General features: G+C 50.9%; 19 protein-coding genes. 6 read left to right on the forward strand and 13 right to left on the reverse strand.

Annotated elements, in window-relative coordinates:
* Positions 1–4: 4 nt before the first annotated feature.
* The gene (locus AC286M_RS33265) at positions 5–2,701 is read left to right on the forward strand and encodes a sensor domain-containing diguanylate cyclase (protein ID WP_488208483.1); all 2,697 of its coding nucleotides are present in this window, start codon (positions 5–7) and stop codon (positions 2,699–2,701) included.
* 212 nt (positions 2,702–2,913) lie between these two features.
* Here the strand turns inward: AC286M_RS33265 and AC286M_RS33270 are convergent, their stop codons facing one another.
* The gene (locus tag AC286M_RS33270; RefSeq protein ID WP_488203605.1) at positions 2,914–4,329 is read right to left on the reverse strand and encodes an IS4 family transposase; all 1,416 of its coding nucleotides are present in this window, start codon (positions 4,327–4,329) and stop codon (positions 2,914–2,916) included.
* A gap of 26 nt (positions 4,330–4,355) precedes the next feature.
* Between AC286M_RS33270 and AC286M_RS33275 the strand changes: the two genes are divergently transcribed.
* The 4 genes from AC286M_RS33275 to AC286M_RS33290 all read left to right on the forward strand — a co-directional run bounded on the left by AC286M_RS33275 (position 4,356) and on the right by AC286M_RS33290 (position 9,396).
* Positions 4,356–5,117, forward strand: coding sequence for a MinD/ParA family ATP-binding protein (locus tag AC286M_RS33275; RefSeq protein WP_488208484.1), 762 nt, complete (start codon positions 4,356–4,358; stop codon positions 5,115–5,117).
* A gap of 61 nt (positions 5,118–5,178) precedes the next feature.
* Positions 5,179–6,306, forward strand: a complete 1,128-nt coding sequence (glsA, locus tag AC286M_RS33280) for a glutaminase A (RefSeq protein ID WP_488208485.1) — start codon at positions 5,179–5,181, stop codon at positions 6,304–6,306.
* Between the two features lie 93 nt (positions 6,307–6,399).
* Positions 6,400–8,571: a PAS domain S-box protein gene (locus tag AC286M_RS33285; protein WP_488208486.1), complete on the forward strand. Its 2,172-nt coding sequence runs from the start codon at positions 6,400–6,402 to the stop codon at positions 8,569–8,571.
* A 183-nt stretch (positions 8,572–8,754) separates the two neighbouring features.
* On the forward strand, positions 8,755–9,396 hold the full coding sequence (locus AC286M_RS33290; protein WP_488208487.1) for a PAP/fibrillin family protein: 642 nt from the start codon (positions 8,755–8,757) through the stop codon (positions 9,394–9,396).
* Between the two features lie 229 nt (positions 9,397–9,625).
* Here AC286M_RS33290 and cpcG4 read toward each other — a convergent pair whose 3' ends face one another.
* The 11 genes from cpcG4 to AC286M_RS33345 form a co-directional block, all read right to left on the reverse strand.
* Entirely contained in the window at positions 9,626–10,381 is a 756-nt protein-coding gene (gene cpcG4 / locus AC286M_RS33295) for a phycobilisome rod-core linker protein CpcG4 (protein ID WP_488208488.1), read from the reverse strand.
* Between the two features lie 191 nt (positions 10,382–10,572).
* Positions 10,573–11,328 carry a phycobilisome rod-core linker polypeptide gene (locus AC286M_RS33300; protein WP_488208489.1) on the reverse strand — a complete coding sequence of 252 codons (756 nt, stop codon included), beginning with the start codon at positions 11,326–11,328 and terminating at the stop codon, positions 10,573–10,575.
* A 213-nt stretch (positions 11,329–11,541) separates the two neighbouring features.
* Positions 11,542–12,285 carry a phycobilisome rod-core linker protein CpcG2 gene (cpcG2, locus tag AC286M_RS33305; RefSeq protein WP_488208490.1) on the reverse strand — a complete coding sequence of 248 codons (744 nt, stop codon included), beginning with the start codon at positions 12,283–12,285 and terminating at the stop codon, positions 11,542–11,544.
* A gap of 68 nt (positions 12,286–12,353) precedes the next feature.
* Positions 12,354–13,193, reverse strand: coding sequence for a phycobilisome rod-core linker protein CpcG1 (gene cpcG1 / locus AC286M_RS33310; RefSeq protein WP_488208491.1), 840 nt, complete (start codon positions 13,191–13,193; stop codon positions 12,354–12,356).
* 131 nt (positions 13,194–13,324) lie between these two features.
* Entirely contained in the window at positions 13,325–13,966 is a 642-nt protein-coding gene (gene cpcF / locus AC286M_RS33315) for a C-phycocyanin alpha-cysteine-84 phycocyanobilin lyase subunit CpcF (protein ID WP_488208492.1), read from the reverse strand.
* A 179-nt stretch (positions 13,967–14,145) separates the two neighbouring features.
* Positions 14,146–14,979 carry a C-phycocyanin alpha-cysteine-84 phycocyanobilin lyase subunit CpcE gene (gene cpcE / locus AC286M_RS33320; RefSeq protein ID WP_488208493.1) on the reverse strand — a complete coding sequence of 278 codons (834 nt, stop codon included), beginning with the start codon at positions 14,977–14,979 and terminating at the stop codon, positions 14,146–14,148.
* A 44-nt stretch (positions 14,980–15,023) separates the two neighbouring features.
* On the reverse strand, positions 15,024–15,305 hold the full coding sequence (gene cpcD, locus AC286M_RS33325) for a rod-capping linker protein CpcD (protein ID WP_488208494.1): 282 nt from the start codon (positions 15,303–15,305) through the stop codon (positions 15,024–15,026).
* Positions 15,306–15,545: 240 nt separating this feature from the next.
* A complete protein-coding gene (locus AC286M_RS33330; RefSeq protein ID WP_488208495.1) occupies positions 15,546–16,406 on the reverse strand; it encodes a phycobilisome rod-core linker polypeptide in 861 nt (286 codons plus the stop codon).
* A gap of 168 nt (positions 16,407–16,574) precedes the next feature.
* Positions 16,575–17,063 (reverse strand): C-phycocyanin subunit alpha, encoded by a 489-nt coding sequence (gene cpcA / locus AC286M_RS33335; RefSeq protein WP_488208496.1) that lies wholly within the window; start codon positions 17,061–17,063, stop codon positions 16,575–16,577.
* 138 nt (positions 17,064–17,201) lie between these two features.
* Entirely contained in the window at positions 17,202–17,720 is a 519-nt protein-coding gene (cpcB, locus tag AC286M_RS33340) for a C-phycocyanin subunit beta (protein WP_488208497.1), read from the reverse strand.
* Between the two features lie 999 nt (positions 17,721–18,719).
* Positions 18,720–19,382: an ABC transporter ATP-binding protein gene (locus AC286M_RS33345; RefSeq protein WP_488208498.1), complete on the reverse strand. Its 663-nt coding sequence runs from the start codon at positions 19,380–19,382 to the stop codon at positions 18,720–18,722.
* Between the two features lie 273 nt (positions 19,383–19,655).
* Here AC286M_RS33345 and AC286M_RS33350 point away from each other — a divergent pair, with 273 nt between their 5' ends.
* Positions 19,656–20,645, forward strand: coding sequence for a Sll0314/Alr1548 family TPR repeat-containing protein (locus AC286M_RS33350; RefSeq protein WP_488208499.1), 990 nt, complete (start codon positions 19,656–19,658; stop codon positions 20,643–20,645).
* A 136-nt stretch (positions 20,646–20,781) separates the two neighbouring features.
* On the opposite strand, the gene cobS is transcribed toward AC286M_RS33350, so the two are convergent.
* Positions 20,782–21,609: an adenosylcobinamide-GDP ribazoletransferase gene (gene cobS, locus AC286M_RS33355; protein WP_488208500.1), complete on the reverse strand. Its 828-nt coding sequence runs from the start codon at positions 21,607–21,609 to the stop codon at positions 20,782–20,784.
* Positions 21,610–21,875 lie beyond the last annotated feature (266 nt).

Here is a 21,875-nt window from a genome sequence, read left to right on the forward strand (position 1 = left end):
TGATGTGAAGTTCAAATTGCCCCATCCAGTTCGACTCCGAACGGTACTCGCAGTCCCGCTGATTCTGCATGTGGTTGGTGTGGTTGCCCTGGTGGGATACTTTTCCTTTCGCAACGGTCAGCAAGGGGTGCAGAATCTGGCCCATCAGCTCATGATTCAGGTCGGGCAGCGCATTACAGCTAAGCTCGATGTTTATCTGGAAACGCCCCACCGTTTGAACCGCTTACATGTCAGTGCAATCCAGAATGGTTACGTAGATGTCAATGACCGAGAAGCACTGCAGCGCTATTTTTATGCACAGCTCCAGAGCTTTGACACGCTTTCGACAACAAGCTTTGAAAATCGCCAAACAAGCGTTCTTTTGGAGGTACAGCGCCAAGCCAACGAGCGGTTTTATGTGGGTGAATCGGGAGCGGCCAATCGATTTACGCTCTATGAACTGGATGCCGCAGGCAATCGGAATGACCCGTCCCAAACGACGGATTCCAGTTGGTTTAGCTATCCCTGGTATGCGGATATTCCGCCTGCTGGCGTAGCGGCATGGAATCCAGTGCAAGTCTGGAGGACAGCTAAATATCCAATGCAGCTGACGGCGACCTTGCCGCTCTATGACGAAGCAGAGAACCTGCACGGCATTTTCAGTACGGGCGTGTCCATTGAGAGTATTAATCAGTTTTTGCAGACGCTTTCAGTCAGCCCCACGGGGCAAGTCTACATCGTTGAGCCCTCGGGTTGGTTGGTGGCCAGTTCGCTGCCGGAGCCGCCCTTTTTGACAGATGGGGAGCAAATGGTGCGACGGCTGAATGCGTTGGACAGCCAAGAGCCGCTCATTCGCGACAGTATGAACAGACTGACGGAGAAGTTTGACTCCCTGGCGGCAATCGATACAGCTCAATTTTTTGATTTAAAGCTGGAGCGTGAAGCCTATTTTTCGTACCTGATGCCGTTTCAAGATGAGCATGGTTTGGATTGGTTGGTCGTCATTTTGGTGCCAAAGTCGGATTTTATGGCCCAAATTTATGCCAATACCCGCCGTTCCGTTTTGCTCTGCGGCTTAGCGCTATTGGTTGCGATCGCAAGTAGCAGCATCATGGCGTACTGGCTGAGCCAGCCGATTCTAGATCTCAATCGCGTCGCCAAACAACTAGCAGACGGTGCCTTTGATTCCTGGACACCTCTAGAAGCAGGGACGCTCAGCCAAAACATTTATGAACTGAATCAGCTCACCCAATCCTTTGACCAAATGGCAGCGCAGCTGATCACAACCGTGCAAGCGCTGAAACAGGATGAGCAGCGGCTCACTCGCTTTCTAGAAACGATCCCAATTGGGGTTGCAATCCACCATGCCGATGGCAGCATTCACTACGTTAATCAGTCTGGGCTGAGCCTGCTCCAGCAGCATGACATGCAACCAACCCAGCAGAACGCCTTGAACAACACCTACGGAATTTATCGTGCTGGCACCAATCAGCTCTATCCAGTTGAACAGTTGCCCTCGGCCCGAGCACTCACTGGCGAAGAAGTGGCCACAGAGGACATCGAAGTTCGTGATCAAGGCCGATCTATCCCCTTGAGAGTCCATGCCAAGCCAATCTTTGCGGCAACGGGCGAGATTGAATATGCGGTTGTGGTGTTTGAAGACATCACCATGCAGCGGCAGGCCCAGCAAATTCTGCGGGATTATAACCAGCGGCTGGAACAAGAGGTAGCGGAACGGACTCAAGCTCTGGAAAGCGAAATCCAAGAGCGACAGCTAATTGAACAAGAGCTGATCCGCAGCCGCAACGAGCTAGCGTCAATCACCGATTCCATTCAAGCGGGCATTGCCTACATTGATGCTGAACGGCGCTATCGGTTCGTCAATCGCTACTATGAAGTGCGGCTGGGTCTGTCTCCAACCGAAATTCTGGGTCGCCACGTCTGGGATATTGTCGGCCATCAGAACTATCAGCGAGCCAAACCCTATATCGACCGGACGCTGGCGGGCGAGCAAACTGACTTTGAGTTTTCGTTTGTTTATCCACCTAAGGGCGAGCGCATTTTACACGCGACGATGACTCCGGATCAGGATGTGGATGGCACAATTCGGGGATACTATCTCTTTTTCTTTGACATTACAGAACGCAAGCAGATGGAGGAAGCGCTGCGCCAGGCTAATTCTGAGCTATCTTTGCTGGCCTCCCTGGATGGCCTCACTCAGGTGGCCAATCGGCGGCGCTTTGATGATTATTTGGCGCAGGAGTGGCGGCGGCTGATGCGCGATCAGCAACCGATTTCTCTGATCATGTTTGACATTGACTTTTTCAAAAAGTACAACGACCACTACGGGCACCTAATGGGGGATGAAGCCTTAGTGGAAGTCGCGCAGACAGCGAAAGACTGTATTCGGCGGCCAGCGGATCTGCTGGCGCGCTACGGGGGCGAAGAATTTGCGGTGATTTTGCCCAATACCCATCTTGAAGGTGCGATCGCAGTTGCGCAACAAATTCAACAGGCCATTCGCGATTTAGGAATTCCTCATGCCGATTCTGCGATCGCGCCTTGTATTACCCTCAGCCTGGGCGTCGCCACCCTGATTCCGGCTTCTGATCAAAAGTCAGACGAGTTGATTCACCAGGCCGATATGGCGCTGTATCACGCCAAAAATCAAGGCCGCGATCGCGTCGTTGCAGCGACTAGCTCTGAATCTTTACACGGATAAGTAGCTGTAGTCAGCGATAGAACCGGATACTTTTTTGTTGCGAAGACGACAGACGTTGATCTTCCGTAACTATTTAAATCGTTTTACACAGAATCGTTTTACACAATCTCTACCTACCAGGTAGGCTTGAGAGAAATTCTTTCTTTAAATAGTGGTCTTGCCTCACCATGCTCAGAGTTGTCTCTATTCGAATGGCACTGACATAAGCTGTATCAAGCTAGCAACCTGGCTTTCAAGACGGAGCGAGGTTCCTGCATTCTTGGGAACGGTTTGGGACGGCGCTTTACAACTCGGGGTTCTGAACGGTTGGGTCGAAACGGAATCACCAACTCTCGCACCACGTTTAACAAGGCCTGGTAGCCTCGCCGTCGTTCGGATGGAGCTAGATGCAGCAACTCAGGCCGGAAGTGATTGAACTGTTGCCGAGCACCTTGTAGAGAGACTCGCAACACCCCGACCTCGCCGTCGGCTGTCGCCTCCCACATCAGGGTGCGAAGCAGATTGTAGGCCAACAGATGCACCCAAATACTTTTGCTCACCATGGTGGGTGTTTTGGCAGCAATCATCTCCATGGCTAAGGTGGTTTTGAGATGCCGGAGATTAACTTCGGCGGCCTGCCAGCGGAGCTGATAGAGTTCGGCAAGTTTAGCTTTGGGATAGCGGTTGGGATCGAGTAGCGTCGTTACCACCACAAAGTTGGTCGGGCGAAACCCAGGAACCTGAATGAAGAGATACACTTCCCGCACCTCAATGGATGCCGCCAGAGCCTCGAACTCCTGCGGCTTGAGGGCTTGAGGGCATTGCTTCGGGCGCTGCCAGCGGACGATGTGATCGCCAATGCCCAGTTTTTTGCCCCGTCTGAAATCGCAGCGGCGCTGATGATGCTTGCGAAAGACAGCATCGGCTCCCATCCGGGCGACCCAGGCCAAATCTACATAGGTGCCATAGGCTGAATCGGCCACCACCACATCCTCGGGGCGCAGTTTCTGATAGAGTTGGCGGGCTAGACGCCATTCACTCACCCGCAACGGAGCCATCGCCACGGCCATAACCGCTCCCGTGGTGACACAAAACCACACTTGGAGTTTGAGAATCGGAAAGCCGCAGCCCTCTTTCTGATTGCTGTGTTGAGGATACTCGGCTTGGTTGGCCTGCGTGTCACTCATCAAGACCGTCGTCGCATCAAAGGCTTTAACCGGACGGCCACACCAGCGTTGCTCTGGGGAGACTTGGCGCTGCAACGCCCTCACCACCCGCTCGAACAGGGGCGGAAATATCGACTCGGGAAGGCGTTTTCGTGCTTTACTATAGCCCCCGGTATCGGCTGAGGGCACCTCCAATCCCGACACGCTCATCCAGGTCACCACTCGCTTGACTGCATGGCTGAGACTGCTGTCGGCATCCAGCACTTGGGAGAGCCAACTCCACAGGACGACCATGGGAGTGTAGAGGACTTGTCGATATCGGATTCCCTGCTCGCTCAGCACAGTTTCAATCTCTGCTTCCGGCAGCATCTCAGCAAAGGGTAGACCGATGCTGCTCTGATAGTTGGCCTTGAGAACGTCCGCACGATTCGGCATCATAGAGGCAAGGTTATGGGCTTCAACGGTTTGATTCTGACAAATCAGGCGCTTGAAGCCTTTTTTGCTCTCTTATGTCAGTGCCATTCGTCTCTATTCATTCCTATCGTGGTGGTACGGGTAAATCGAACTTTACGGCCAACTTAGCTGCCACCATTGCCATGCAGGGATATCGGGTGGGGGTGGTAGACACAGATGTGCCGTCGCCCGGTATCCATAACCTGTTTTGTTTAGAGCCAGAGCAAATTCAGAATACGCTCAACAGCTTTTTGTGGGGCGAAAGCACGATTGAGGAGGCGGCCTACGATGTCAGTTCCAACATTGGTTTAACGGGGCCCGGTCAGCTCTTTCTAGTCCCCTCCAGCATCAAAGCCGACGACATCGCTAAAATCTTGCAGGAAGGCTATGATGTCAAACTCCTAAATGACGGCTTTCGCAAGCTGGTGAAAGGCTTAGAACTCGATTATCTCTTTATTGATACCCATCCGGGACTCTCGAAAGAAACGTTTCTGTCGATTGCCATCTCCCACGTGTTGATTTTAATTCTGCGGCCCGACAAGCAGGACTATCAGGGCACAGCAGTCACCATCGATGTAGCGAGGCAGCTCAAGGTGCGCAAGATGCTGCTGGCGATTAACAAGGCCTTGAGCAAACTCAACTTTGAAGCGCTCAAGCAAAAGGCAGAAGAAACCTACGACGTTCCCGTCGCGGGCATTTTTCCGCTGTCGGAAGATGTGGTGCAGCTCGCCAGTGAAGGCGTATTTTGCACGAAATATCGCGATCATCCAATTAGCCAAGAGTTCCAAAAAGTGGCAGCTCAAATCATGGCGAATTGATTGGCGAATTGATTCAGAACGGGTTACTGGAGTCATCGAGTAATCCAACGGTAGGTCAGGCATGATGCCTGATCGGGACGGCCCAGACGGCTATCCTGCGGTTTCGATAATCCTTAGCAGTCCAGCCCAAACGCGAACGCGAACGACCGAGGACATCATGACTCAAAAACCCGGTATGCAGTCTTTAGCCAGTTCCATTCAGGCTGCAACGTCTCCCTTTCGACAATACCTGAACGACTTGTATGAGCAGTATCAGGCACTGACGGACGGAGCGGTTGCCGATTATATCCCTGAACTGGCGACGGCAGACCCCAACTGGTTTGGCGTTTGCGTGGTGAGTACCGATGGTCAAGTGTTCGACGTGGGAGATTGCGACCAACTGTTCACGATTCAGTCTATTTCAAAAGCGTTTGTCTACGGTTTAGCACTGGAGGATCACGGGCGGGAATACGTCAACAGCAAAGTCAGCGTCGAACCCTCCGGTGAAGCCTTTAACGCGATTGTGCTGGATGAGGAAACCAATCGCCCCTATAACCCAATGGTCAACGCAGGTGCGATCGCAACTGCCGATTTAGTCAAAGGCAACAATGCCACCGAACGGCTCAAGCGCTTATTAGACATGTTTGGGCGCTATACCGGACGGGAACTGGATGTGAACGTGCCGGTTTTTTTGTCGGAAAAATCCACTGGCTTTCGCAATCGTGCGATCGCATATTTAATGTTGAACTTTGGCATGGTGACGGATCGAATTGAAGAAACGCTGGATCTTTACTTCCAGCAGTGTTCAATTCTGGTCAATGCCAAAGATTTAGCGATGATGGCCGCCACCCTAGCCAATAAAGGCATCAATCCGGTCACGGGCGTGCGGGCGCTGGATGAGCGCTATGTGCAGGACGTAATCAGCGTCATGCTCACCTGCGGCATGTACGACTATTCCGGCGAGTGGGTCTACAAAGTCGGCATGCCCGCCAAGAGCGGCGTGGGCGGCGGCATCACTGCCGTCGTGCCGAATACGCTGGGGATTGGCACCTTTTCGCCGCCGCTAGATGCCAAAGGCAATAGCGTTCGAGGCATTCGCGTCTGTGAAGACCTGTCGCGAGATTTTGGCCTCCACCTGTTCAACGTGGCGGGCGCTGAGCGCAACATCCACGACTGGATCGCTGGCAGCGCAACGGCAGATGACTGGTAAAGCCCGTCACAAAAAGCCGAATGGATTTTCAACTGGACGTATTATAAGAATGGATCAGGGTAGAGGAGACTAAAAGACCTGAGAATGCGCCACTTGCTGGATTGGTTGCCGCCTTGGCAAACGGGACGAACAGTTCCGCTACAGCGAGCATTAATCGTCCCCTTTGTGCTGCAAATCGTGGCGGCGGTTGGGCTAGTCGGCTACATCTCATTTCGCAATGGTCAGCAAGCGGTTTACAATCTGTCTTCGCAGTTACGAACAGAAATCGTAGAGCGAATTAAGCAGCAGCTCCAGTCCTATATTGAAATCCCCCATTCGATTAACCGGATCAACGGCAACTCTGTCTTCAAGGGCGACATTGATATCAGTCGCGCCACTGGAGAACATCAGTTTTGGCAGCAAGCCAAGATTTTTTCCTATACCAATCTGATTTACTGCGCGACGGACATCGACGGTTCCTTTCTGGGTGTGGGGCGCAACGAGACGGATCAATCGCTCCAGTTGGTGATTTACAATGATTCGACCGATCATATCGCCAACTACTACGGGATGAATATTACGGGCGATCGCACCTATCTGCTCAGCACAGGCGACCGTCCCTTTGATCCGCGAGTGCGCCCGTGGTACACAGCCGCCAAAGCCGCAGGTGGGCCAACCTGGAGCGATATCTATCTGGACTTCGACACGCAACTGCCGACAATTACGGCCAGTCTGCCCGTCTATGAAGAATTTGGCAATGGCTTCATCGGCGTCTGCGCCACGGACTTTATTCTGCCGGAGGAGATGAGCCGCTTTTTGCGGACGCTGGAGGTTGGCGAATCGGGCGAAACGTTTATTATCGAACGCTCAGGCACGCTGGTGTCCACATCAACCGCAGAAGATTTATTGATTGGTAGCAACGATGCAGCTCGGCGGCGTGAGGCTGTGGAAAGCGAGAATCCCTTGGTTCGAGGTGCGGCCCAGTATCTGAATCAGCAGTTTCGCAATCTCAACAATATTCAGCGATCGCAGCAGCTTGATTTTACGGTTGATGGCAAGCGCCAGTTCTTGCAGGTCTTACCCTTCAACGATGGCCGGGGGCTGGATTGGCTGATTGTCGTGGTGGTGCCGGAAGCCGACTTTATGGGGCAAATTCACCAGAATACACGCATCACCATTTTTTTATGTGCGATCGCACTTTTGGTTGCCATCTGGTTAGGGTTACACACCTCCCGCTGGCTGGCAAGACCAATTCTCAAGCTTGACCAAGCGTCTCGGCAGATTGCCAATGGCAACCTGGATCAAACGGTCACGGTCAAAGGTGTGGATGAGCTAGAAGCTCTCGCCAATTCATTTAACAGCATGGCACAGCAGCTCCAGCGATCGTTTACCAATTTGCAGGACAGTGAAGCGACCAATCGGGCTCTGGTGCAGGCAATGCCTGACCTGTTGCTTCGAGTCCGCCAGGACGGTCTGTATCCCGATATTCAAGGCGAAGGCCGCACTCAGATCCATAATGCTAATCATTTCAAAGTCGGCAGCTCGGTGCATGAATGTCTACCGACAGAACTGGCCAATGAGTGGATGCATTATATTCAGCAAGCGCTCACCACCGGGAAAATTCAAGTTTATGAACAGCGGCTTCAAGCCGCTCAAGGTCGCCGGATTGAAGAAGTTCGCATGGTTGCCCTGTGCGAGAGCGAAGTGCTCATCATTGTGCGCAACATTACTGAGCGAAAGGAAGTTGAGCAGGCGCTACAGATTGCCGAGGAAAAATATCGCAGCATTTACGAAAATGCACTAGAAGGGATTTTTCAGTCCAGTCCCGCTCACCGCTATATCAGCGTTAACCCAGCAATGGCCCGTATTCACGGCTATTCCTCACCGCTCGATATGGTGGAGCAGATCACTGACATCAGCAAACAGATCTACGTCGATGCGATCGCATATCAGCAGTTTCGCCAGCAGATCGAAACTGCCGGACAGGTTGAAGGGTTTGAATATCAAGCCTACTGTGCCGATGGAGTCATCATTTGGCTATCAGAAAATGCCCGCGCCGTCTATGACGATAGCGAGACGTTGCTCTACTATGAAGGCATCGTGCAGGACATCACCGAACGCAAACGCAAAGAGCGCGACCTCAAACGCCAACTGGAAGAATTGCAAATCGAAATCGACCATCAGAAACGGGAACGGGACGTAGCGCAAATTACCCAAACAGATTATTTTCAGGAAATTCAAGCTGCCGCCAATAGCTTTAATCTCGACGACTTTTGGGACGAATAGGGGATTTACTAGGCTGCATCACCTTAAACCATAGTGCTGTATCAAATCAGTTTTGATGGTTGATATGTCGCGCAAAGTGCGACACATCAACCATCAAAACCCACCAAAACGACGTTGACAAACCAATAGCCTATGGAAGGCTACCGGATTGAAAATAGCTAAATATTTGAGTAACAGAGCAACATGATTCAATCGCATGATCCGCAAGTCGCGCCGACTGATGCTGCGATCGCAGTTCTCAACCAGGTCGCGGCCTATTACACTAACCAGTCCCGCTCTCGACCACCCGCGAAAGCCGTGGTGCAAGCGCTTGTCCAGCTTGAGAAAGTGGCCAAGAAACAGTCCACCACCTATGAATCAGCAGACATTTTGGGCAAATGGCGGCTGCGGTTTGTCGCGAATCAAAAATCTCGCAGGCAGGCAGGCACAATACAAGGGCGAGGATTTTATGTGCCCAAATTCGTGACCGCGCAGATTCAGTTTCAACCGTCTGAGACTCAGAATTCAGCTAGTTCAGCTTCAGAACAGTCTGCGATCGCAATTGGCAATCAGCTCCGACTTGGCCCACTGGCGTTTAAGGTGAATGGCCCTGCCAGGCGCGATCGCAAAAATCTTGTCGCCTTTGACTTTACCCAAATGCAGCTTCGGCTCTTCGGACAGTCGCTGTACCAGGGCAACATGCAAAACAAAGCGCGCTCCGATCAGCCGTTTGCCCAACAGCCCATTGCCAAGCTGCCGTTTTTTAACTTCTTCTACATCAGCGACACCCTACTTGCCGCCAGAGGTCGCGGGGGCGGATTGGCTATCTGGAGCCGTGTCACCTAGCAAAAGAAGCGACCAATGGTCGCTTCTTTTTATCCACAGAGGTTAGCTTTCAAAAACAATCGCTGGGTTTGGATCAAACCTGAAAAACAAGGTAAAGCCAGAGCCTCACGCAGTTTTACCAGACAAAATCTAAACCCAGCGATTCATTGAATTCACGCTATTCTATAAATCTATGAACCAGCTCCCAGAGCAGAACGAGTTATAGATAATATAGCCGTGAGTTAGCGGTTTAGCGCCGCTTGGGCACCTTGTTCAGATAGTCAATCTGATAGGCCGATACACGAGAACCATAGTTACCGCGTGCGCCGATAGAAGATGCCATCGCCTTGAACTTGCGCGGATCGCCTTCGCTCATCATCCGCTCTTGGTACTTAGCGGAGTAGAACTTCTCGATAACAAAGCGCCAATCGGTCTTGGTGGTACCTGCAATCTCGCGGTAGTCTTCACCGTAGCGAGGAGTAACGAGATTGAAGGGACGGCCTTCCATCCGCTTGCGCTGATAAGGAACAGTATTCTCACCAAACGCTTCGGTGTACTCGTCGCTATCGAGCAGAGCATCAACAAAACCGTGGAAGCCCAGCGTCCCAATTTTGATCGACCAAGCGATTTTCTCATCTTGGTTGTAAGCTGCACGACCCAAGAAGCGGCGCAGGCATACGTCAACTAAGCGGTAGTTGTCGTTCACGGCAACAACGGTTTCGTAGAAACGCTCAGACTTGGCGAGTCCACGGATGAAGTCCCGCACAGAGACTGCACGATTCCGGAGCTGTGACTCTAGGGTGATTTGACGGTTGAACTTCAGGGTTTCATGCTCGCTGAAGACTTGGCGATAGGATGCCCAAATCACTTCTTCAATGCGATCATTATTCGGCATATCTTCGAGCCGATAGATATAGGGGGTATCTTCGTTCAGATCCGCCTTGCCGAAGCTCTCTACCCTTTGGTTTTGAGTCGTTGGACGATATTGAAGCAGTGGCAATGCCATGCGATTTTTCTCCCTTATAAATGAACGATGAGTTAACAACCTCAGGTAAAAAAAGAGGAACACTAGTAACTGTTGTGGATGTCTCTAATTCTGATTATCTGAAACAGCAACGGATAAAAACTAGTGTTCAAAATAGCTTTGGGCTTATTATCGCGTGTCTTTGGTGCGATCGCACGTTCAAATTAGACAAATTAGCCGCCCAAACTGCCTGTTACCGAGGCCAGCACCAGCAATCCGGTGATGATGCCAACCACCGATACCAAAACAGCCGCCAACCGAGACCCATTGGTACGCTGCAAAATCGTTTGCCAATCATAAGGTTCAAATTGGCCAAACGGCTCAAAGCCAGCACGATTCAGCGATTGTAATCGACGCGGATCTGGTTTTGGCATGCGATCGCGGTAGTCAGCCCCATAGCGTGGTGTAAAGCTAAACGGGCGCTCAGCAAATCGCTTCCGCTGATACGGCACCGTATCCTTGTCAAAGGTGCGGATATATTCGTCGCTATCCAGTAGCCAATCCACAAAAGCTGCCCAGCCCAACGATGCGATTTGAATTGACCAGGCAATTTCCTCATCCCGCCCATACGGTTCCCGCCCCAGCAGACGCTTACAGCATATTTCTACTAAGCGATAGTTATTATTGGGCGCAACGACCAGCTCATAAAACCGCTCAGATTTTGCCAATCCCCGAATGAAATCGCGCACTGAAATCGCGCGATTGCGGAGCTGAGTTTCTAACGCAATTTGACGATTAAAATGCAGCATTTCCTGCTCATGGAAGACCTGCCGATAGGCAGCCCGAATCAGGGCATCCACCTCATCTACATGCTTCGCATCATCGAGTCGATAAACAACAGGGACATCCCCATGAGTATCGACAGTGCCAAAACTGTCAACGCGCTGATTTTGAGTAGCAGGCTTGTACTCCAATACGGGTATAGTCATGCTGACTCTCCTTCGTTTGAATATAAAATTCCGGAGCTGTCAATCTATGAGATCAATCTACGTTGGCTGTACTTAAACTGGGCCACGATTTGGGCCAAATTCGCTAGTTTGGCAGTGCTAAGTAAGGGTAGTAAGTCATGTTTCGTTCTGTGATTAAACTCACAGAACGAAACATGACTGTCTTTTGAAAACTGCCCAACATTAAGCGTGTGATTAGCGCACTGGGAAACTCGCAGAGGAGCTAATCGATGCCAAAACACCTTCGGGTTTGGTTTCCCGTGTGGTATCAGGAATCTTGATGTTGTCAGTGCGAACCGTTTGATAAGTAACAGGCTTCACATAAACATCCTTGGCCATGTCGAGGAAGTTGCGCACGTCGCCCCACTTGTAGCGAGACGCTTCTAAGCGATCGCGCCAGTAGTCGCTATAGCGAGGCGTGACCAAATTAAATGGGCGCTCGTTGAACCGCCGCCGCTGATAGGGAACGGTGTTCTCACCAAAGTTGCTGAGATATTCGTCGCTATCCAACAGCGCATCTATGAAACCGTCCAGACCCTGGGTGGCAATCACAATCGACCAGGAAATTTTCTCGTCGTTGCCATAGGGCGCACGACCCAAAAGACGCTTCAGGCAAATCTCAACCACTCGATAGTTGGAGTTTGTCTCTACCACCAGCCGATGAAAAACATCCGATTTCGCTAAGCCACGGACAAAGTCGCGCACCGTAATCGCATTATTCTTAAGCTGAGACTCTAGATCCGGCAGGCGGCTGCTCTTAAGAATGACATGTTCGCTGAACACTTGACGATACGCCGTCCAGATTAACGCTTCTACATCGGAGTTATCCGTGCAGTCTTCTAAGCGATAGATCCAGGGACTATCCTCGTTGGGCACTTCGTAGCCATCAACCCGCTGGTTCTGGGTTGTTTGGCTATAGGCTAAAAGGGGCAGTGTCATACAGATATTCCTCTAATCTTCCTTAAAACATCGAGATACAGCTCGATGACTGCATCGAGCTAGCAAACCTAAACTTTTTCCACACCTGGAATATAGTCGTAGGGCAGCGATGTGCGGGTCGGCTGAATACGGCGCTGTCCTTGCTGATTGGTATGGCTGGTATCCGGAATACTGAGGGTCTTAATCTGGGATGTGACACTGGCAATCGTGCGCTGATAGTTACGCTCTTGGGGTAGCACACGGCTAGCCATCGCCAAGAAGTTAGCCGGAATGGCTTGACGAACCACGGCTCGATCCAGATCCCCAGACCGATATTGACGAGCCTGGTAGTAGGAACGACCCGCATTCTGGAGCTCTTTGTTGCGCCAGTAGTCGCTGTAGCGGGGAGTCACAAGGTTGAAGGGACGACCATCAAACCGCCGCCGCTGATAGGGCAGGATGTTGTTACCAAAATTTTGCCGATATTCATCACTGTCTACTACGGCATCAATGAAGCCGTGCAGCCCCTGGGTTGCGATCACAATTGACCAAGAAATGCGCTCATCTTGACCGTAGGTTGCCCGACCTAGAAAGCGCTTAAACGTTACATCGACCAGGCGATAGTTGGAGTTGGTGTCGCTCACCAGTTCCCGATACACATCTGACTTACCTAAGCCGCGAATGAATTCGCGAACGGAGATAGAGCGGTTGCGGAGCTGAGATTCCAGTGCAACTTGGCGATTGCTTTCTAGAATGAGATGCTCACCGAAAATTTGCCGATAGGCCGCCCAGATCAGATCGTTTACCTCGGATTCAGAACTCACGTCGGTCAGACGATAGACCAAGGGAGTATCTTCATCGGGTACTTCGTAACCCGAGACCCGATGGTTCTGGGTTGTCGGTACGTTGTTAAGTAGAGGAATAGCCATATAGTCTTTAAATCCTGTAAATCAACGAATCAATCGATGGAGAAACTGGGCCGATGGAAAACTAGGCGATTTAGCTGATGTCATGCAGCTTCTGCTGTTGGGAGCTAGATTTAGTAGCAGCGGTTCAGCAGTTATTCCGGTGCCGACTCGATCATCTCTTTGGCAAACTGAGCACGGGCCTGCACCGCCAACTCATTGTCTTGAGCCGTGGTTTCCGCTAGAGCTTGGCAAATTGCAGTTCTCAACTGCGGTGCATGAGCTGCGATCGCAAGTCCAGTCATGCCGCATAGGGCTGCATAGCGGATTGACCAATCAGCATCCTGAATCACCTGCTGCAGCGTTTCCCACGTCTGCTGCTGACGATCGGCAATCTGCTCCGGCAGCAGGCTCGACCAAGTGATTAAGCCTAATCCCTTTGAGGCGGCCCGCCGAACGCTGGGTGCAAAGTCGGTAGCCGCCGCTTTTTGCAAAATATCCAAGGCGCGTGGATCTGCGATCGCAGCTAAAGCACGAATGGAATAGGAGCGAGCACCATAGTTGTAGTCATCAATCTGCGCCAGCAGATGCGGCACAACGGGTGGCCCCATGCGAATCAATCCCTTCATTGCCATGACAGCCGCTCCCGGATTATTAAATCCGAGTGCCCGAATCAGCGTTTCCACGCCCGATTCAAGCTGAGCATCTGCCAGCGCTTTCACCGCCGCAATGAGCCGTTCGGGAGAATCGGCCTCATCAACCGCACGAATCAGTTGATTAGGGGTTTGAGTATCCATTCGTTAGCCAAACAGTTTGCAGCAATCAGAAATGAGAGAAAAAGCGAGGGTTTGCATCCGTCTGGTGTTGGATTGATTAGGTGACAGGTGCGATCGCACTCTAAACATCGCCCCCATCAACTAATCACTTACCAACCCAGTCAGTTACCTTATGCTCCAAAACCAGGTACCAATAGCACCTAGAGCAAATCATCCATCAGCGGCATCACCCGACGGGCATCATCTGACAGTTGGCGCTGCTGCACAAAGCCACTACGCCGCAAATCGGCATCTAGCAAACCTTTGAGCGAAAATAGCTTAAAGCTGCTTTCCACTGCCGCCTGTGCGATCGCATCGGCAGCAGGCATGTAGCCTACCGCCCCCAAATCAGATAGAGCTACCCGCCGCAATTGCAAGTCACGACCGTTCAGCGCCTCCACCAATTGCTCACCATACTCAGCCTCACCCGTCAGCTGATACATCGATCGAGTTGCAGCATAGCGAACCCGTTCCGTTGGCGCATCCAAAAATGGGCGCAGCAAATTAACAGCTTCGGTCGCCTTCAAAGCACCCAGGGCTTCGAGTACCGCTTCACAAGGCTGAACCAGATGAGGCTGTCCAGGAACTCGCTCGGCAACCGCTAAACCATCAGCAATTAGCGCCATTAGCGGCGCAACAGCCTGCCGATCACCCAATGCCCCCAAAGACTGAGCCGCTGCCTCACGCACATAAAAATCTTCGCAACTCAAGCACTCAATCAGACCAGTTACTGCCCGCTGATCCCCAAGCTTGCCCAACGCCCGCGCGGCATTGCGCCGCAGGGGATAGCCGCCCAATTCAGTTCGATCGTCTTTGTCACCCAAGGCCTGAATCAGCGCCTCAACTGCCGCAGACTCCTGAACTCGAAATCGGCCCAGCCACCACGCTGCATAGTAGCGGAGACTCGTATCCTCATGTCGGAGATTTGCGATCGCTTGTTCAACCGTCAGCTGTTCAGCCGCCGTATCCATAGGACGATCAGTTGAAGATTCCATATCCGACATGAAGAAATCCAATGCTTAACGAGTCACCAAAAAAACTATTCGTCAGAAGATTTAGACTTAGACGATTTAGCAGGAGCCGCGGCTGCACCAGCCAACGGCGTGATATTCACAATCGTGCCGCCCATCCGATTAATGCGCTGCATCTCTTCATTCATCCGGTTATAGGGAACCGTCAAGAAAATACTGCCACTGCGACGAATCGGATAAGCATTTTGATCCGTTTCATCACTTTGACGGAGGCCTTGCACTTCATAGCGAAACATCCGCGCACCAGACGACGTATTTGCAGTCCGTCCTACAGCAGTTTGACCAAACATACATTTCTCCTTTGCGTACTCTTTGGCGCAGCCAACTATCAACCATCAACTTTGCCCACCGATGTATACCCACCAATGCACTCAGAGCAAGTCTTTAGACCTGCCGTGGAAATACGACCGTAGCCAATCGGTGAATCTGAATCAGCCACGCTGCGCTGAAGTAAATAAGTTTTAGGGATTTCTTGATGCATGAATCGGCAGCGAGCCCTTGCTAGCTCACTGCCGATAGACGAAAAATGATTAAGCAGGATTAACGCTTACAACCGTACCGCCTGCCCGCTTAACTTGCTGCAGCTTCGGCAAAAGTTGCTCGTAAGGCACGATAAAAGCCGTGCTGCTCCGACGAACGCCCGGATAACCCGGCTGACGAATACCTGCAACCTCAATCCGATATACCCGACCGCTCTGACCATAGGAACCACCTAAAGCCTTAACCGGCGGTACATCGTTAGTAGCACGATAATACGCACCACTACCGCCTTGAGTTGGGTTAACAATGCTGGAAGCAGTGTTGCTTGCTAATTCCCGAGCCAAGCGAGAATTATTGCGCTCTGCTTGCGCACGGGAACTCGTCGCATATCCCCGATAGAGCCGGAACATCCGGCTAAACTCAGTGGTTTGAGCACCAGTGTGGAACTCAAATCCCCGATAGAAGGGCACGACATTTTCGCCAAATGCGTTACGATACTCTTCTGAATCAATGTAGGAATCGATTTCAGCGTCATATCCTTGGGTCTCATACAGGTCAAGGTGGAAGATCACCTCAGCCTCACTATGAGGAGCCCGTCCTAATAGATGCTTATAGTTCAGCTCAATTAGGCGAGTTTGAAAACTGTTATAGAAAAACTTAGTTTTGTATAGCTCCGATTTGGCCACGGCACGAACAAACTCTCGTACCGTGATACTGCCATCGCGCAGAAGCGATTCTGCACTAACCAGGCGTTCCGATTTCATCAGATAGTCATTGCCGAGCACCTGACGGTATACGGCCCGAATCACGCCTTCTTTTTGTTCAACCGTAGCATTCGGGCGAAGCTCAATCCGCGCGGCACTATCAAACGCAGAAATGCCTAATCGGGAAGCTGCTGCTGTAACGGCCATCTACCTACTCCCTCTAAACACAGCAAGGTACCAGTCAAATGACGATCTCGCTCCAAGCGCAGCCGCCCACAGCGAATCGCCAACGAATAGATACAACAATGCCCGGAAAGATAAGCAACTGCGACCCACTTGCCAGCACTTGCCTACCCTCCCGGGCTAGAACATCAACTAGCTGAGTGCGTTGATCGCGTAGTCGATGTAGGTGTTAGCTTCGTTAGCAGCCTGGCCGCTTAGACCGTGGTTAGCCTTGACGTGCTTCAGAGCTTCAACATACCAGCTAGGAGATAGGTCGAAGGTGCGGTTGATCTCATCGAGACCAGCAATCAAGTACTCATCCATGGGGCCAGTGCCACCAGCTACTAGGCAGTAGGTAACCATGCGCAGGTAGTAACCGATGTCACGAGAGCACTTGGACTTACCTTCTGGGCTAGAAGCGTACTGAGAACCCTGCATGGAGGTGGTGTAAGGGAACTTTTGGTAAACAGCATTTGCTGCACCATCAATCAGGCTCTGTGCGTTGTTGGTCAGAGCACGAGCAGCTTCCATGCTAGCAGCAGCACGCTCAAAACGACCATTAACAGCTTGTAGCTCGGTGTTACCCAAGAAACGACCTTGAGTATCCGCAGCAGCAATTGCTTCAGTAATCGGGGTCTTCATTGTTTAAAAATCTCCCTAGTGCTTGAATTTTGACCTAGTGCAAAAAGGTGTTGAGATTATTGCCTGCTTATACGTATCTATATATAAGTAGGGCAATAAAGCTCGTTCAGACTAATTTGAGCCGGAACGACGTGACTACTATGCAACAGCAGAAGCTGCGCGATCGAAGTAGCTAGCCAATTCGGACATCAGCGCGCTGCAATCACCAGGAGTGATACCAGCGGGATCGTTAGCAATTGCAACAGCAGAATCTTTCATCTTGCTGACGCCAGTTGCAACAGAACCACCAGGAACACCTAGAGCTTGGTAGGTCTCACGTAGACCATTGAGGCAACGATCATCAAGCACGCTTGCATCACCAGCCATCATGGCGTAGGTCACATAACGCAAGATGATTTCCATGTCACGCAGACAAGCAGCCATGCGGCGGTTGGTATAAGCGTTACCACCGGGCTGGATTAGTTGGGGCTGCTCAGCAAACAATGCACGAGCTGCATCAGCAACGATCGTGGAAGCATTGCTGGTTACACGGTTAACAACGTCAAGGCGCTTGCTGCCTTCCTTGACCATGTTCTGAAGTGCATCAAACTGAGCACCGCTGAGGAATTCACCTTTTGCGTCAGCCTGGGAAACAACCTTGGCGAATGCATCTAACATGAACTCAATCTCCTACTTGCTTGGTTGAGTGTGCTTTTAATAAATCAGAATCTAGCTGAGCTGAAAATCCAAACTTATCGTTAAACAGATTCTCATAAAAGGATCTGTCGTTAAGTTTGGTGGAAGGCTCGGGTAGGCATCCACTCCTACCCTTAACGCTGGAGACTCCGATAACCTATCTCTTTGAAATTGGCTCAGGTCTCAGCACTTTGACTATTAGAACAGAGGTAAAGACTCTTTTCTTAAAAAACCTGAGAAAAATTAACATTTTTATGAGAAGGCCGGAACCCCAGGTAAAACAGCATTTTATTTAGGCTTTGCCTGCCATTTGTACCCTTCGCTAATCTTTATACAATGCGATACAGCCTTTATCCATTACGAGTTATTAAGTTGTATCAAGCGGTGTAGCGAAAGCTCAAGCACGTTTGCACATAAGGCTTTTGGCAGCTTAGAGCATGTCTTGTCTTGTAACATATTCTTTACATTAGAGAATTGGTCAAGCTGCTGTCAAAACGCTGTTCAGATCATAAGAAGTCGTCAATGCACCTCTCATCAATCACTCTAGGCGGATCTCTAAGCTCGCCATCACGTGGGGAAGGAAGATTAATTTCATGAACAAATGTAAATAAGTCGCCTTTGTTTTTCAAAAAATCCGTATTTTTCACGTTTGGATTGAGCTGCCTGCGTGAATTGTTGTGCAGCGGTGCCGCGTATCATTTCATGCTCTTTTGTAAAGCATTCATGTAAAGCGACTCATGTAGAGAGGCTATGGAAACACTAATAGAGGTGCGATCGCAGTACGGTGACACCTCTATTAGTGTTTCCAGTTATGCAGTGCAGTATATTGCAGCAAACGAGATGGTTGAGTAGGAAGCTATTTTTGAAGCCCTTGCTGTGCAAGGGTTTCAAAAATAGCTGATGCCCTAACTAACCTTTCAAGTGCAATAGGACGTGCAAAACAGTGCAAGATTGCCAAGTGCTTTACGAGTGGCAGGAACTCTATGCAACTGTCTGGGGTGATGTGGGCAAACCTTCGCTGGCCTCGGTGAGAACGCCGTGATTGAGCCGCCAGTAGCGATCGGCGATGCCAACGAGTTCTTCTGGATCATGAGAAACCACCAGCAGGCTCCAGTTTTTCTTCAACTTGGCAAGCAAGCGAATGAGCTGACGGCGAATTGACCAGTCTAAGCCAGCGGTTGGTTCATCCAGCAGCAGCAGGTAGGGTTGGCGAATGAGTTGAACAGCAAGTGCCAGTCGCCGCTGTTGTCCACCGCTTAAAAGATGGGGTGGCGTTTGTAACGATAGGTGATCGAGGCTGACTTCGCGCAGGGCTTGATAAATTTGCTCGGACTTGAGTTCTGGATGACCAAGCCGCAGTTCCTCTAGAATCGTGCCACCACAAAAGTGCCGTTCTGGAAATTGAAAGACTAATCCAGCTAATTGCTGTAAATGTTCGCTATCAAGTTCCTGGCTACGCCAAAGAATATCGCCGGAAGAGCGGTTGGCCAACCCAGATAATATTTCTAACAGCGTGCTTTTACCTGATCCACTTGGCCCGACGATTAATCCCATTTGCTGTGGAGCCAAATCTAAGCTGATAGATTTGAGAATTGGATTTGGGGTAGCCGTTGGATGATAGGAAACATTTTTGAGGTGTAGCATTCAGCAAGTTCAGAGTTAAAAAGCAGGTTGAGCGTCAAAAATTGATTGGTGCCTGTTTTTATAGTGCCGCAATCCAGTTGGAAAACTACCAGGTTGGTTAATTTCTTCTGTGCATGCTGATCTCAAACCCATCATCAGTATGAGTATCACTGGGTATCACGTGGAGAGTTTGGCACAATGGTTCTGGAACGCTTGGAACTCCATATGAAAGCGATCCGTCAAACGGCAAAGCGCAAATTGTCCTTGTTCGATATTCAGAGGCGATTTTCAATCATGGTTTTACATTCGGTTCGTTCCGCTCAGCCAGTATCAACTCCGCCGATCCATAGTTTTCAGTCACGCCAGCGTTGGTACCAAAGAGTACGACGATCCATTGCTGCGATCGCAACTTCTGCGATCGCAGTTACCGCGATTGCTGGGGCAGGTTGGTCAGCCGATCCCTTTCGAACGGATGCCCCACGCAATATTGATGCGGGGACGGAGGCAGCCTTTAATGCTCTATTTCAAGACGGCGATTATCGGGCTGCTCGCGAGGCACTCCAGTCTGCAGATGAGAGCGAACCGCTATCCCACGCCATGAAAGCGGCATTTGCCTACCTGAGCGAAGACTGGGACGCAATGGCAGAACAGGCAACCAAAACGCGGACAACCGCCGAGGCCATGCTTGAAACCGATCCGCTGCGGGGCAATATTTACGTCGCTGCCGGACATTTTCTAGAAGGAGCCCATGCGTTTGTGACGCAGGGGGCCGTGCGTGGCACACCTGTCGCGTTGTCTAAACTGCAGCGGGTGTTTAATCATCTTGATGAAGCAGAACGGATTGACCCTAACGATCCAGAACTGAATTTGCTGCGGGGCTACATGGATTTGATGCTGGCGGTTAACTTGCCGTTTTCCGATCCCAATGATGCGATCGCACGTCTAGAAAACTATGCCTCACCTGCTTATCTAGCTCAGCGCGGAATTGCTGTGGGCTATCGCGACTTAGGTCAACAGGACAAGGCTATGACCGCAATCAATCGGGCTTTAGAACTGGCTCCAGATAATCCAGAATTGCACTATCTCAAAGCTCAAATCCTGGTGCGGCAGAACAACTATCCCGAAAGTCTCCAGTACTTTGCCACCGCAATAGAGAAGCTCAATCAACTGCCCTATGCAACAGCTCGACAACTAGCTTGGGAATATTGTCGGGCTCAGCTTAATGTGGACGGTCAAGCGCGAGACTGCGATGCCGAGCGGGATCAGATTGTGTCGGAGTTTTAAGAAATTTGGTGGTGAGGCGTAGGGCGCAAAAGGACGAGATCTAGCTGTTTAGACGTTGGAACGTTCAAACATTTAAACGTTCCAATGTTGGATCTCGTGAATGTCTCGACCCCTCATGTCTCAACTTGTTAACTGTCTAAAATACGGTCAGCGCACCTAAGAGCAGGGCTTCTGTCCATTCAACGACCGCTCCGTAGGTATCCCCGGTGTGACCACTCAGTTGGCGATTGAACCAGGCTCCGGTCAAAATTGCGATCGCAAATCCTGCTAGAGCCGCTCCCACAGCCTCACGCCAGAGGAACGGATCAAGCCAGATCTGCACACCACTGATAGTAATTAGCAGCAAAAATCCCGGCACAATGTCCCAAACCGAGCGGATTGCCGCTTTGTGAAATGCCCCTTTGCCCTCTGCTTTTAAGTAGGGAAAGCGTGCGATCGCAACCAGTTGACCCCAGCGACCCCAGCCAGCCGCCACAATTAGGGCAAAGTTAGCTGAGAGATGCAAATCCGACAGTGCAGCAACTTTGAGGAGCAGAATTGCAACAGCGGCCATTGCACCAAATGCGCCCGTGGCGCTATCGCTCATCACCTGAAGCCGACGATTGGGATCTTGTACTGCTAAGCCATCAGCCGTATCCATTGCACCATCCAAGTGCAGTCCCCCCGTCACCGCCAGCCACAGTAAAACCAGCATCACGCAGCGCGTCAGATCTGGAATTCCCCAGCGAATCAAGAGCCAATTCAATCCGGCCAATCCACCACCAATCAAAGTCCCAACTAAAGGCGCAAATCGGGCAATTCCCTGAAATAAAATCGGCCATTTAGCGGGAATGGGAATGCAGGTATAAAATGCGATCGCACCCAGGAAAGTAGCCAACAATTGCAACAGCCAGATCTGAACCACTATCCACATCTGCCGAAGTTGCAGCATCTTACGTTCGCCCGGTGGCAATCGGCTACTCATAGTCAACACAACCTTGAATATTCAGATTTTTGCAAGATCTAGACCTGGAATTATAGACTCGCCAACAGCCAACAGATCCAACTATGATAGAGGAATGTATTTTATGTGACACTTTTGCGCTGCACAACCACGATTCAAATCAATCCTCTAGTGAGGCTGATTGAGAGTAAATCATTCTGCTTGATTCATTCTTCCTGAACTAGGTTAGGCTAGAACTAGAAAGAATGAGTTATTCAATCCTGATTTACGTCTGGTTGATTCGCGCA

This window comes from Thainema salinarum CENA647, from assembly GCF_057732415.1.